The sequence below is a fragment of the Achromobacter sp. LC458 genome (assembly GCF_001005835.2).
GTDB lineage: Bacteria > Pseudomonadota > Gammaproteobacteria > Burkholderiales > Burkholderiaceae_B > Achromobacter > Achromobacter spanius_B.
Genome location: NZ_LBHW02000003.1, coordinates 61,001 through 74,220, shown reverse-complemented (window position 1 = coordinate 74,220; position 13,220 = coordinate 61,001). Strand labels below are relative to the sequence as shown.

Here is a 13,220-nt window from a genome sequence, read left to right as displayed (position 1 = left end):
CGCCCCAAAATAGTGATATCGCCGGATACTTTCCAGGCTACAGACGCGATCCGGCGGGCTTCGGCCCCTGGGTTGACCCGGGGTTTGCCCCCTGCCCCCGACTGTGCTGTAATCCTGCGTCCGGCCGCTGTTGGCGGCCCACGCAGCCTGTGGCAAACACCATCCTGCACGGGGCAAAACACCCTGTCAGGGCCTGTGTTGAATGCCTAGACTTCAGCCTTGACTTCACGCTAGCAGCTTCGCCATGAACACCCCGCGCAGTTTGGACAAAATGGTTCCCGTCACCATCCTCACCGGCTTTCTCGGTGCGGGCAAGACCACCCTGCTCAAACGCATCCTGACCGAATTTCACGGCCGCCGCGTAGCGGTCATCGAAAACGAATTCGGACCGGAAAGCATCGACAACGACCTGCTCGTGCAAGACAGCGATGAAGAAATCATCGAACTGTCCAACGGCTGCGTCTGCTGCACGGTGCGTGGCGACCTGATGCGCACCCTGTCCGAGCTGCGCGTCAAGCGCGAAGCCGGCGAACTGACATTCGAACGCGTCATCCTGGAAACCACCGGCATGGCCAACCCCGGCCCCGTGTGCCAGACGTTCTTCATGGACGACGACATCGCCGAGTACTACCGCCTGGATGCGGTGGTAACCGTGGTGGACGCCAAGCACGGCATGTCCACGCTGGACGAGCAACCCGAAGCCCAGAAGCAAGTCGGTTTCGCCGACCGCATCCTGATCTCCAAGCGCGACCTGGTCAACGAAGTCGACTACGAAGCGCTGCGCCACCGCCTGGTTCACATGAACCCGCGCGCGCCGATCACGCCGGTCAATTTTGGCGAAGTCGACCTGAAGTCGATCATTGACATCAGCGGCTTCAACCTGAATTCCATTCTGGACATCGACCCGGAATTCCTGGCCGATGAGCACCCCGACGCCGCCCACAGCCACGCCCACGACCATGGGCATGACCACGGGCACGATCATGGCCATGGTCACGACCATGACCACGATCACGAAGGCGACTGCGGGGCACATTGCGATCACGCCCACCATCACCACCCCAAGCACGACGACGAAATCGGCGCGTTTGTTTTCCGTTCCAACAAGCCGTTCGATCCCGCGCGCCTTGAGGAATTCCTGGGTGGCGTGGTGCAGGTCTATGGCCCCGACCTGATGCGCTACAAGGGCATCCTGTACATGAAGGGCATCAACCGCCGCATGTTGTTCCAGGGTGTGCACATGATGATGGGCGCCGAACCCGGCAAGCCGTGGACCGCGGCCGAAAAACCGTCCACCAAGATGGTATTCATTGGACGTAAGCTGCCCCAGGAGATTTTCACCCGGGGCTTGGAGCAGTGCCTGGCGGGGTAATCCCCCTTCCCGACGTGACGCGATGCGACGAAGGCAGTACTGTGAGGTACGAGTAACGTAGTCAGCAAGCAGCACCAACCGGGAAAGGACGCCCGCGCCAGGATCGATTCATAGTGGAGTGTTTTCATGGCTACCAAGGCAGCAACTAAAAAATCAAGCAAGTCGACGAGCGATACGGCGATTGATCTGCCCAGCGAGAAGGAATTGCTGGCCATGCCCGAGTCCGACTATATGAACGAACGCCAGTTGGCTTTCTTCAAGGAACGGCTCAAACAACTCGAACAGGACATCCTGGCCAACGCCGGCGAGACCACTGAGCACCTGCGCGAAACGCAGTTCGTGCCCGACCCCGCCGACCGCGCCACCATCGAGGAAGAACACGCACTTGAGCTGCGCACCCGCGATCGCGAGCGCAAGCTGCTGAAAAAGGTGCAACAGTCCATCGCCCGCATCGACAGCGGCGAATACGGCTGGTGTGAAGAAACCGGCGAACCGATCGGCGTCCCGCGCCTGTTGGCCCGCCCCACGGCCACCCTGTCGCTGGAAGCGCAGGAACGCCGCGAGATGCGCCAAAAGCTGTACGGCGACTGATCCGTCCCGTTTTCACGCCATGCCCTGAAAGGCTATGCTGGTTTCCAGCATGGCCTTTTTTATTGGCCGTCGCGCACAGCGCTTGATTTCCTTGGAACCGCCCCCAGCTAGTCCTTTCAAAGGAAGGAACGCATGGAACAATTTCACGCCACCACCATCGTGTGCGTGCGCCGCGGCAACCGCGTCGCACTGGGCGGCGATGGCCAGGTCACCCTGGGCAACATCGTCGTCAAGGGCACGGCCCGCAAGATCCGCCGCCTGTATCACGACAAAATCCTCGCTGGCTTTGCCGGCGCCACCGCCGACGCATTCACGCTTCAGGAACGCTTCGAGGCCAAGCTGGAAAAGCATCAGGGCAACCTGATGCGCGCCGCCGTCGAGCTGACCCGCGACTGGCGCACGGACCGCGTCCTGCGCCGTCTTGAAGCCATGCTGATCGTGGCCGACACCGAGCACACGCTGGTGCTGACCGGTAACGGCGACGTGCTTGAACCCGAGCACGGCCTGGCGGCCATCGGATCGGGCGGCGCCTACGCGCAATCGGCCGCGCTGGCCTTGCTGCGCAACACCGAGCTGTCGCCCGAAGCCGTCGTCAAGCAATCGCTGGAAATCGCCGGCGACCTCTGCATCTACACCAACCAGAACCACGTCATCGAAACGCTGGGCGACTGACGCCGCCATACGGCGCTTGGGGTGTTCCCCGCGCCGTGGCCGCTTCCCCAGCCCGCTCAAGCTTCAAGGATTCGCCCTCATGTCCGCATCCAACATGACGCCCGGAGAGATCGTCTCCGAACTCGACAAATACATCGTCGGCCAGAACCGCGCCAAGCGCGCGGTGGCCGTCGCCCTGCGCAACCGCTGGCGCCGCCAGCAGGTGGCTGAACCCCTGCGCCACGAAATCCACCCCAAGAACATCCTGATGATCGGCCCCACCGGCGTGGGCAAGACCGAAATCGCGCGCCGCCTGGCCAAGTTGGCCAACGCGCCCTTCATCAAGATCGAAGCCACCAAGTTCACGGAAGTGGGCTATGTCGGCCGCGACGTCGACACCATCATCCGCGACCTGACCGAATACTCGATCAAGCAAACGCGCGAACTCGAAATGCGCCGCGTGCGCACGCAAGCCGAGGACGCCGCCGAAGACCGCATCCTGGACGCCCTGGTGCCGCCCGCCCGCGGCGCCTCCGGCGAGCCGGAGCGCGGTGAAGACAACAGCGCCCGCCAGACCTTCAGAAAGCGCCTGCGCGAAGGCAAGATCGACGATCTGGAAATCGAGATCGAGGTCGCCCAGGCCGTGCCGCAAATGGACGTCATGACGCCCCCCGGCATGGAAGAAATGGCCGAGCAATTGCGCGGCATGTTCGCCGGCATGGCCCGCGACAAGAAAAAGCCGAAGAAGATGAAGGTGCGCGAAGCCTTCAAGCTGATCGTCGACGAAGAAGCCGCCAAGCGCGTCAACGAAGAAGACCTGCGCACCGTGGCCATCAATAACGTTGAGCAGAACGGCATCGTCTTCCTGGACGAGATCGACAAGATCGCCGCGCGCCAGGAATCGGGCGGCGCCGACGTGTCGCGCCAAGGCGTGCAGCGCGACCTGCTGCCGCTGGTTGAAGGCACCACCGTCAACACGCGCTACGGCATGGTCCGCACCGACCACATCCTGTTCATCGCGTCGGGCGCATTCCACCTGGCACGCCCGTCGGATCTGATCCCCGAGCTGCAAGGCCGTTTCCCGATCCGCGTGGAACTGGAATCGCTGACCGCCGAAGACTTCGTGCGCATCCTGTCCGACACGGACGCGTCGCTGACCAAGCAGTACACCGCCTTGATGGCGACGGAAGACGTGCGGCTGGAATTCACGGATGAAGGCGTACGCCGTTTGGCCGAACTGGCTTACGAGGTCAACGAAACCACCGAGAACATCGGCGCCCGCCGTCTGTACACGGTCATGGAGAAGCTGCTGGACGAGTTGTCGTTCGACGCGACGTCCAGCCAGGACAAGCACGTGAAGATCGACGCCGCCTACGTCAACTCGCAACTGGCCGAAGCCGCCAGCAGCCAGGATCTGGCTCGCTACGTGCTGTAAATCGGGGGCTTTGGGGTTGGCGACACGTTCGCGCCCCTGGCCTTGCCAGCAAAAAAGCCGCTTGCCGCCTGATGGCGGAAGCGGCTTTTTCTTTGGGCTCTGTGGATTGCGAGCTGCGGGCCGCGAGGTCCGGAGTTCGGGGTCCTGAGTTCGGAGTTCGGGGTCCGGGCTTGGGCTTCGAATCGAGATCGTCGATACCCGAGCTGGCTTAGTGCCCAGCGGGCAAACTTCAGTTCGTGATCGCCGTCACGACGTATTTGCCATCCTTGCGGGTCGCCGTGAAGCGCACCTTGTCGCCCGCCTTGATCTTGGCCAGCAGCGCCGGGTCCGCGTCATACACCAGCGTCATTGCCGGCAAGTCCAACGCCTTGATTTCGTCGTGCTTGATCGTCACCTTGCCCGCGGCCGGGTCCACCCGCCGCACTTCGCCGCTGGCGTCGGCCTGCTGAGCGAACGCCAGCGGCGTCGCCAGCGATACAACAGCCATCGCGGTCGCGACGGCCATGGGCATTGCATATTTGCGGTCAAAAGCCATACAGGCATCCTCCATTGACAGCGAAAGCTGCTCCGGCGGCACAGCGCCCGGCCAACTTTCCACAGTGCTAGGATACCGCCGTTAAGAAACAGTTCCTGCGGCAGAACGCAACAATCCTGACGGTTGATTGCCGGCCCCCGCCCCACCGGGCGCGCGCTTACCGCCGCACGCAACGCCTACTTTCTCTTTATCCCATTCAGGAACCTTCATGGCCAACCGCTTATCCGTCATCGCCACCCGCACCGGCGACGACGGCACCACCGGACTGGGGGACGGATCGCGCGCCCCCAAAGACGCGCCGCGCATCGCCGCATTGGGCGACGTAGATGAATTGAACAGCGTCATCAGTGTATTGTTGGGCGAAGCCATCCCGGCAGAAATCGCCGCCGACCTGCTCGCCATCCAGCACGACCTTTTCGACATGGGCGCCGAGCTCTGCATCCCGGGACACACGGCGGTGAAGGACGAACAGGTCGCGCGACTGGACGAGCGCCTGGCGCACTACAACGGCACCCTGACCCCGCTGCGGGAATTCATCTTGCCAGGCGGCACGCGAGCGGCAGCACAGGCGCATGTTGCGCGGACGGTGTGCCGTAGGGCGGAACGGGCGGTAGTGGCGTTGGCGGGAGTGGAAGCGGTCAACCCGCCAGTTCGGCAATATTTGAATCGGTTGTCGGATCTGTTGTTTGTGTTGGCACGCTGTATCAATAAGGCGGAAGGAAAAGGGGACGTGTTCTGGACGAGTCCTCAAGCGCGTAAGGCGACGTAACTGGTGAGAAGAATTGCAAGGCGAGTTATAGCCTTTGTATGGGCACTACCGTTGTAACCTCGCTGTTTCACACCCCAGATTTGTTTCATTTATTAGGTCTCGCTAAAGCACTTGCGGCATAATTGCGGGTTAATCAGCGGGTTCGCGTGGACGCTTAACGCTTAAGGGCTATATAAGAATGAGTATTATTGTTACCGGCGGAGCGGGTTTTATCGGCTCCAATTTCGTTCTCGACTGGTTCCAGGAAAGCACCGAACCCGTCGTGACGTTGGACAAGCTCACCTACGCGGGCAACCCCGAAAACCTGGCGTCGCTGAAAGGCAATGCGGCACATAAGCTCGTGCAGGGCGACATTGGCGACTTTGATCTCGTCAGCCGCCTGCTGGCCGAGCACAAGCCGCGTGCCGTCCTGAACTTCGCGGCCGAGTCGCACGTAGACCGCTCTATCCATGGCCCGGGCGAATTTATCCAGACCAACATTGTCGGCACGTTTCACCTGCTGGAAGCCGTGCGAGCGTACTGGAACGCCCTACCCGACGACGAACGCGCTGCATTCCGCTTTTTGCACGTGTCCACCGATGAAGTCTACGGGTCCCTGGAAAAGGACGACCCCGCCTTCAGCGAGACCAATCGCTACGAGCCCAACAGCCCGTACTCGGCCAGCAAGGCAGCCAGCGACCACTTGGTGCGCGCCTACCACCACACCTATGGCCTGCCGGTTCTCACGACCAATTGCTCGAACAACTACGGGCCGTATCACTTCCCTGAAAAGCTGATCCCGCTGGTGATCCACAACGCGCTGGCCGGCAAGCCCCTGCCGATCTACGGCGACGGGCAGCAGATTCGAGACTGGCTGTACGTGAAGGACCATTGTTCCGCGATTCGACGCGTGCTCGCCGATGGCCAATTGGGCGAAACGTACAACGTTGGCGGTTGGAACGAAAAGGCCAACTTGGATGTGGTCCACACGCTTTGCGCGTTGCTTGACGAACTCAGCCCCCGGGCGGATGGGCAGCCGTATAAGAACCAGATAACGTTCGTGAAAGATCGCCCCGGGCACGATCAGCGTTACGCCATCGATGCATCGCGCTTGGAGCGCGAGTTGGGGTGGAAGCCTGCTGAAACCTTTGAAACCGGTATCCGCAAGACGGTGCAGTGGTATCTGGAGAATCAGGAATGGGTCGCTAACATTACTAGTGGCGCGTATCGAGATTGGGTTAACACCCAGTACGACGCCTGAATGCGTGAGCGGTTCGCGCTCCGTTTGGAGCGCGGCCCATTCCGATCAAAAGCGCTATTTCAATGCAACGCCAGTACTACATCGCAGTACGCCGAACGATTGGCTTCTCTCGTAACCTAGTTCTTTCGTGGATGGCACGATGAGCCAAAGCGTCGCCATTCTGCTCTGCACGTACAACGGTGGGACCTACCTAGCCGAGCAACTCGCCTCGTTTCGCGAGCAATCGCATACGGCGTGGAAAGTCTGGGTTTCGGATGACGGGTCGACGGACAACACGCACGACGTGTTGGCAGCGCACCGGGAAGCCTGGGGCGCGGACCGCTTGGCGGTGTTTCCCGGGCCGCGCAAAGGCTTTGCCGCCAATTTCATGTCGCTCGTCTGCCGAGAGGAGATTTCGGCAGACTACTACGCGATGTCCGATCAGGACGATATCTGGCACGCAGACAAGGTGGAGCGCGCGGTTCGATGGCTGAACACCGTGCCCGCAGACGTTCCGGCCTTGTATTGCACCCGAACGGAACTCGTTGACGACAACGGCGAAAAGCTCGGATATTCGCCGCTTTTCAAGCGCCCGCCATCGTTTGCCAACGCCATGGTGCAAAACGTCGCCGGAGGTAATACGATGGTTTTCAACGACGCGGCCCGCGATCTATTGAAAGCCGCAGGTGCCAATGTACAGGTGGTGGCCCATGACTGGTGGGTATATATCGTGGTTAGCGCCTGTGGCGGCAAAGTATTTTACGATCCGACGCCATCTTTGCTATACCGGCAGCACGCAGAAAATCTGATCGGCGCCAATGCCGGTGTCGGTGCACGCCTGGTACGCATCGGGAAATTGTTCCAGGGCCATCTGAAAGCATGGATTGATCAGCACGTTATTGCGATCCAGCCCCTCCTTGCACGCTTGCCGCCGGACAATCGTTCCCTGTTTAATCGATTCACTACAGCGCGGCAACGCAGCCTGATACCTCGGGTGTTCGGAATACTGCGCAGCGGAATATATCGGCAGACGGGCTTGGGCAATATCGGTCTGCTGGTGGCAGCGATATTCAATCGAATATAAGGCAAGTATGAAAATCCTTCTTCTTGGAAAAAACGGACAAGTCGGCACTGAGTTGCAGCGCACCTTGCTACCGCTGGGCACGCTGGTCGCGGTGGATCGCAGCACGGCCGACTTAGAAAAGCCCGCGACATTGCGCTCGGTGTTGGAATCTCATTCGCCTGATGTGATCGTGAATGCGGCGGCTTATACGGCCGTCGACAAGGCGGAAACCAATCAGGAGGCCGCCCGCGCCGTGAATGGGGAATCCGTAGCCGTCATCGCCGCGTATGCGAAAGAGCGGGATGCGCTGCTAGTCCACTATTCGACGGACTACGTTTTCGATGGCTCCAAAGAGTCGCCCTATCAGCCTGCGGACACCACGAATCCGTTGAGCGTTTACGGTGCCACCAAGCGCCAAGGAGAAGAGGCGATTGAAGCCAGCGGCTGCCGATTCCTGGTATTCCGAACCAGCTGGGTGTTCTCCGCGCATGGCGGCAATTTCGTGAAAACGATTCTGCGCCTGGCCAAGGAGCGCGACGCGCTGAACATAGTCGCCGATCAGCACGGCGCCCCCACTTCCGCCGAACTGATCGCCGACGTCACGGCGTTGGCCATTGCCGGCCATCGGCAGGGATTGTGCAAGAGCGGCATCTATCACCTGACCGCCGCCGGCCACACCACGTGGCATGGCTTGGCCAGCCACATTGTGGCTCGCGCTGCCGCCAATGGTGTCGCGTTGAAAGCGGCAGTGGAACGCATCGCACCCATTCCCACGGACGCCTATCCGTTACCGGCACCGCGTCCCAAGAACTCGCGCCTCGATACGTCCGCGCTCAGCCGCGCGTTGTTGGTGCAATTCCCCGATTGGACCGTCCACGTGAACCGCACCGTGGACCAACTTACTAAACTGGAGCATTCCGCATGAAACGCAAAGGCATCATTCTCGCCGGAGGCTCCGGCACCCGGCTGCACCCGGCCACGTTGGCGATCAGCAAACAACTGCTGCCGGTTTTCGACAAGCCAATGATTTATTACCCGCTCAGCACGCTTATGCTGGCCGGTATACAAGACATTCTAATTATCTCCACGCCGCAAGACACGCCGCGGTTCCAGCAATTGCTGGGCACTGGCGAACAGTGGGGGTTGAATCTGCAATATGCTGTGCAGCCCTCGCCGGATGGCTTGGCGCAGGCATTCATCATCGGGGAATCGTTCCTCGGCAACTCGCCGTCAGCGCTTGTGCTGGGCGACAACATCTATTACGGACACGACTTCGCCAGCCTGCTGAGCAACGCCAACCAGCGTACCACCGGCGCCAGCGTATTTGCCTATCACGTGCACGACCCCGAACGTTATGGCGTGGCAGAATTTGATGCCGACGGCAAAGTGCTCTCGCTTGAAGAAAAGCCGACTTCGCCGAAATCCAATTACGCCGTGACGGGCCTGTACTTCTACGATCAGCAAGTGGTGGACATCGCCAAGCAGATCAAGCCGTCGCCTCGTGGCGAGCTTGAAATCACCGACGTCAATCGCGCGTACCTCCAGCAAGGCAGTTTGTCCGTCGAAATCATGGGCCGAGGCTACGCTTGGCTGGACACAGGAACGCACGAGTCTCTGCTCGAAGCCAGCCAGTTCATCTCCACGCTTGAAAACCGCCAAGGTCTGAAAGTCGCTTGTCCCGAAGAGATCGCCTACCGCCAGCAGTGGATTACCGGCGAGCAGCTCCAGGCGCTGGCCGCGCCGCTGGCCAAGAACAATTACGGGAAGTACCTGCAACGTCTTTTGACTGAGAAGGTGTATTGATGAAAGCCACGCCGCAAGCCATTCCCGAGGTCGTGCTGTTCGAGCCGAAGATCTTCGGCGACGATCGGGGCTTTTTCTTCGAAAGCTTCAATAGCAAGGTTTTCACGCAGGCCATCGGGCATGAGGTCCAGTTCGTCCAGGACAACCATTCCAAGTCGGTGCGCGGCGTGCTACGCGGTATCCACTATCAGATCCAGCAGGCGCAGGGCAAGTTGGTCCGCGTTACACAAGGCACGGTATTCGACGTTGCGGTGGATTTGCGCAAATCTTCGCCGACCTTCGGTAAATGGGTCGGAGCGGAACTCAGCGCCGAGAACAAGCACCAACTGTGGGTCCCACCCGGCTTCGGACACGGTTTCGTCGTGCTTAGTGACACGGCCGAATTTCTGTATAAGACGACGGACTACTACGCGCCCGAACACGAACGTTGCATCATCTGGAACGATCCCGCGCTGGCGATCGATTGGCGGATTCAGGACGAGCCCAAGTTGTCTGCCAAAGACAGCCAAGGCAAGCCGTTGTCAGAATCGCACGTGTACCCATAAGCGCTGAGACCGAATGGACGCACTGAATTCGGCGGATACCGTAAAAGCCGCGGTAATCATCCCGACCAAAAACCCCGGCGAGATCTTTCGCCGCGTTTTGCCCATGGTATCCGCGCAGAAAACGGAATTTCCGTTTGAAGTGCTGGTGATCGACTCTGGTTCGAAGGATGGCACCGTCGAATTTGTGAAGGGCTTTCCCGATGCCCGTGTGCGCCTTCATGAAATAGCGCCCACGGAATTCGGCCATGGCAAAACGCGCAATCTGGGCGTGTCGCTCACCCGAGGCGAGTTTGCGGTGCTGATCACGCACGATGCGTTGCCCGCCGATGAGAATTGGCTGGCCGCAATGGTTGCGGCGGCGGAAGCCGATCCTCAGATCGCGGGCGTATTCGGCAGGCACCTGGCTTACCCCGACGCCAGTCCGTACACCAAGCGCGACCTGGAACGGCACTTCATCAATTTCACTGTCGAACCTGTGGTCTGGATCCAGGATCGCGCGCTGTATGACAACGACGCCGGCCTGCGTCAACGCCTGCATTTCTTTTCAGACAACAATGCGCTGGTCCGTCGCAGCGTCTGGGAAAAGCTGCCCTACCCAGACGTGGACTTCGCCGAAGACCAAATCTGGGCGGAAGAGGTGCTCAAGGCAGGCTGGAAGAAAGCCTATGCGCACGATGGCGTGGTCTATCACTCGCATGATTTCGAGAACATAGAAAAACTGCAACGCAGCTTCGACGAGTCGTACGCGCTGTTCCGGCTGTTTGGATATGTACTGACCCCAAGCCTCAAGCACATGGTGTTGTCGTGGTTGGCACAAACGCGTAATGACTGGCGGTACGCGCGTGCGACCGGAATGTGGCGCTCCCACTTCGGCTTGACGTTGAATACGCCGGTGCACAATTTAATGCGATCGGCTGGGCATTATCTGGGGTCACGCGCTGAACGCCTGCCGACTCGACTACGCCACTGGATGTCCCGTGATCGCCGCATGCTGCGAGGCCTGCCCACCTCAAAGAAAAAGTAGAGAACGATGAATATCCATACCCTTGCGCGCCGCGCCCGCACCGCGATCCGTTACGGTCGGGACAACGGCCCGGTCGCCCTGCTGCGGCTCGTCAAACAGGTGCTGCTGAAGCAGCCGATGTTCGCCAAAGCGGACATCGTCAGCGGCTACGGCTTTGTTCGTGAGCAGCAGATCGGCGAACCCATAGGCTCGCAAGGTGTGAAGGCACAGACGGTCAACTGGTTTATCCCGCCGGTCGGCCGTGGGTCAGGCGGCCACCTGAACATCTTTCGCTTCGTCCGTTTCCTTGAGCAACAGGGCTTTGAGTGCCGCATTGTCGTCTCTGGCGACTTTCCTGGCCTGACCGGCGAGACCGTGGAAAGCGAGATCCGTTCGTGGTTCTTCCCGCTCAAGGCACGCGCCTACGTCGGCAGTAAAAACGCGCCTCCCGCACACATCACCATCGCCACGGCCTGGCAGACCGCTTACGACGTGCGCAACTTCCGCTCGACGATCCACAAGTGCTATTTCGTTCAGGACTTTGAACCGTGGTTCTACGCCAGTGGCTCAGCTGCGAGCTTCGCAGAGGAAACATACCGCTTCGGGTTTGTCGGCATCACGGCGGGCAACTGGCTGGCGGACATGCTGAGCCGCGAATACGGCATGGCCACCCATGCTCTAAGCTTCTCGTACGACCGTGAGCTCTACCGCCCGTTGCCGCGCAAGGATCCTGAGAAGCGCCGAGTATTCTTCTATGCGCGCCCCAACACGCCGCGCCGCTCTTTTGAGCTTGGCATGCTGGTGCTGGACGAAGTGGCGCGCCGCTTGCCTGGAACGACGGTCGCCTTTGCTGGAGCTGACCTGTCCAATTTTGTGATCCCTTTCGATCACACCGACCACGGCATCATGGACCTGAATCAGTTGCCCGAGCTATACAGCCAGTGCGACGTGGCACTGGTCCTATCGTTCTCCAATCTGTCGTTGTTGCCATTGGAACTAATGGCTTGCGGCGTGCCCGTGGTGAGCAACCGAGCTCCTTATACAGAGTGGTTGTTGACAGATGAAAACTCAAGACTTGAGGCCCCGACGCTACCCGCCTTGGCCAACGCCATCTGCCACCTGCTCACGCATCCGGCTGAAGCGGAAAAGCTGCGCCAAGCGGGTATGGCGACGGCACAGGGAACTGATTGGGAGGTAGAAGGCCGCAAACTGGGTGCGGCGCTACGCTCCCTTGACGCCGATGCAGGCCTCGCGTCGCCCCTGTCTCAGCAACCCACGGGAACACCATGAGCTCTCTACAGAACATGCATTGCGTGGTGCTGGGCGCTGGGGGTTTTCTCGGCACCAATCTGTGCCGCGCCCTGGCGCCACAAGTGGCGTCCTTGCGCGCCTTTGGTCGCCGCCAATCCTTTCCTGGCGCGTTGCATGGCGTCGAATGGATGCCCGGAGACTTCGCCGACCCCACCAGCATTGCCGCAGCGATTTCGGGCCGCGACACCGTCTTCCATCTCGTGAACGCCACCACGCCAGCCAGCGCAAATATCGATAAGCTGGCGGACCTGCAAGCCAACGTCGCCAGCACATTGCGTCTGTTGGAAGCGTGCCGCGAAGAAGGCGTCAAGCGCGTCGTCTTTGTGTCGTCTGGCGGCACCATCTACGGCGTTCCCCAGGTCGTGCCGACGCCCGAAACGGCGCCGACTTCCCCAATTACGGCCTACGGCATTTCCAAGTTATCCATCGAGAAGTACCTGGGGTTGTTCGAGTATTTGCACGGCCTGGAATACCGCGTGCTGCGTGTGGCCAATCCATTTGGTCCGTACCAGATCGCGCTCAAGAACCAAGGCGTTGTGGCCGCGTTCATGCGCCAGTGCATTGCCGGCCAGCCCATCCACCTTTGGGGGGATGGCACCAGCGTGCGCGACTACATCTATGTGGATGACGTCGTCGAAGCTTTACGCTTGTCGGCCAAGCACGAAGGCCCTTCGCGGGTATTCAATATCGGCAGCGGAGAAGGCCGCAGCCTGCTGCAGATCATTCACGCCATTGAAGCCGAGTCGGGAAAGTCGCTCACTGTCAAAGTGTCGCCAAGCCGCAGCGTCGACATTCCCAAGAGCATCCTGGATACGCGCTTGGCGCAAGAAGAGCTGGGATGGTCGCCCAAAGTCCCGTTCGAAACCGGTATCCACCGGACCTGGCAGTGGCTGCTGGCGCAAGAAGACAGCGTGGGACTCTGA

Annotated in this window: 14 protein-coding genes; 13 read left to right on the top strand and 1 reads right to left on the bottom strand. The window is 60.3% G+C overall.

From position 1 onward, the window contains the following. The first annotated feature begins 244 nt into the window (after window positions 1–244). From YH64_RS03770 to hslU, 4 genes are all read left to right on the top strand, one after another. Window positions 245–1,372: a GTP-binding protein gene (locus YH64_RS03770; protein WP_046802983.1), complete on the top strand. Its 1,128-nt coding sequence runs from the start codon at window positions 245–247 to the stop codon at window positions 1,370–1,372. 126 nt (window positions 1,373–1,498) lie between these two features. After that, complete coding sequence (gene dksA / locus YH64_RS03765; RefSeq protein WP_006216410.1) at window positions 1,499–1,963, top strand: RNA polymerase-binding protein DksA; 465 nt, start codon at window positions 1,499–1,501, stop codon at window positions 1,961–1,963. A 132-nt stretch (window positions 1,964–2,095) separates the two neighbouring features. Continuing rightward, the gene (gene hslV, locus YH64_RS03760; protein WP_006216412.1) at window positions 2,096–2,635 is read left to right on the top strand and encodes an ATP-dependent protease subunit HslV; all 540 of its coding nucleotides are present in this window, start codon (window positions 2,096–2,098) and stop codon (window positions 2,633–2,635) included. Between the two features lie 79 nt (window positions 2,636–2,714). Then, window positions 2,715–4,049 (top strand): ATP-dependent protease ATPase subunit HslU, encoded by a 1,335-nt coding sequence (gene hslU / locus YH64_RS03755; protein ID WP_046802982.1) that lies wholly within the window; start codon window positions 2,715–2,717, stop codon window positions 4,047–4,049. A gap of 229 nt (window positions 4,050–4,278) precedes the next feature. Here hslU and YH64_RS03750 read toward each other — a convergent pair whose 3' ends face one another. Continuing rightward, window positions 4,279–4,584 (bottom strand): copper-binding protein, encoded by a 306-nt coding sequence (locus tag YH64_RS03750; RefSeq protein ID WP_006216414.1) that lies wholly within the window; start codon window positions 4,582–4,584, stop codon window positions 4,279–4,281. 208 nt (window positions 4,585–4,792) lie between these two features. Here YH64_RS03750 and YH64_RS03745 point away from each other — a divergent pair, with 208 nt between their 5' ends. The 9 genes from YH64_RS03745 (at window position 4,793) to YH64_RS03705 (ending at window position 13,220) form a co-directional block, all read left to right on the top strand. Next, complete coding sequence (locus YH64_RS03745; protein ID WP_046802980.1) at window positions 4,793–5,353, top strand: cob(I)yrinic acid a,c-diamide adenosyltransferase; 561 nt, start codon at window positions 4,793–4,795, stop codon at window positions 5,351–5,353. 178 nt (window positions 5,354–5,531) lie between these two features. After that, window positions 5,532–6,593: a dTDP-glucose 4,6-dehydratase gene (gene rfbB, locus YH64_RS03740; RefSeq protein WP_046802979.1), complete on the top strand. Its 1,062-nt coding sequence runs from the start codon at window positions 5,532–5,534 to the stop codon at window positions 6,591–6,593. A 139-nt stretch (window positions 6,594–6,732) separates the two neighbouring features. Continuing rightward, window positions 6,733–7,656, top strand: coding sequence for a glycosyltransferase family 2 protein (locus YH64_RS03735; RefSeq protein ID WP_046802978.1), 924 nt, complete (start codon window positions 6,733–6,735; stop codon window positions 7,654–7,656). Between the two features lie 7 nt (window positions 7,657–7,663). After that, window positions 7,664–8,560, top strand: a complete 897-nt coding sequence (gene rfbD, locus YH64_RS03730) for a dTDP-4-dehydrorhamnose reductase (protein ID WP_046802977.1) — start codon at window positions 7,664–7,666, stop codon at window positions 8,558–8,560. Next, a complete protein-coding gene (gene rfbA, locus YH64_RS03725; protein WP_046802976.1) occupies window positions 8,557–9,438 on the top strand; it encodes a glucose-1-phosphate thymidylyltransferase RfbA in 882 nt (293 codons plus the stop codon). Before rfbD ends, rfbA begins: the two co-directional genes overlap by 4 nt. Continuing rightward, window positions 9,438–9,983 (top strand): dTDP-4-dehydrorhamnose 3,5-epimerase, encoded by a 546-nt coding sequence (rfbC, locus tag YH64_RS03720; protein WP_046802975.1) that lies wholly within the window; start codon window positions 9,438–9,440, stop codon window positions 9,981–9,983. Before rfbA ends, rfbC begins: the two co-directional genes overlap by 1 nt. A gap of 13 nt (window positions 9,984–9,996) precedes the next feature. After that, the gene (locus YH64_RS03715) at window positions 9,997–11,007 is read left to right on the top strand and encodes a glycosyltransferase family 2 protein (protein ID WP_046802974.1); all 1,011 of its coding nucleotides are present in this window, start codon (window positions 9,997–9,999) and stop codon (window positions 11,005–11,007) included. Between the two features lie 6 nt (window positions 11,008–11,013). Then, window positions 11,014–12,276: a glycosyltransferase family 4 protein gene (locus tag YH64_RS03710; protein ID WP_052945928.1), complete on the top strand. Its 1,263-nt coding sequence runs from the start codon at window positions 11,014–11,016 to the stop codon at window positions 12,274–12,276. After that, entirely contained in the window at window positions 12,273–13,220 is a 948-nt protein-coding gene (locus tag YH64_RS03705) for an NAD-dependent epimerase/dehydratase family protein (protein ID WP_046802973.1), read from the top strand. The genes YH64_RS03710 and YH64_RS03705 overlap by 4 nt, the downstream gene beginning before the upstream one ends.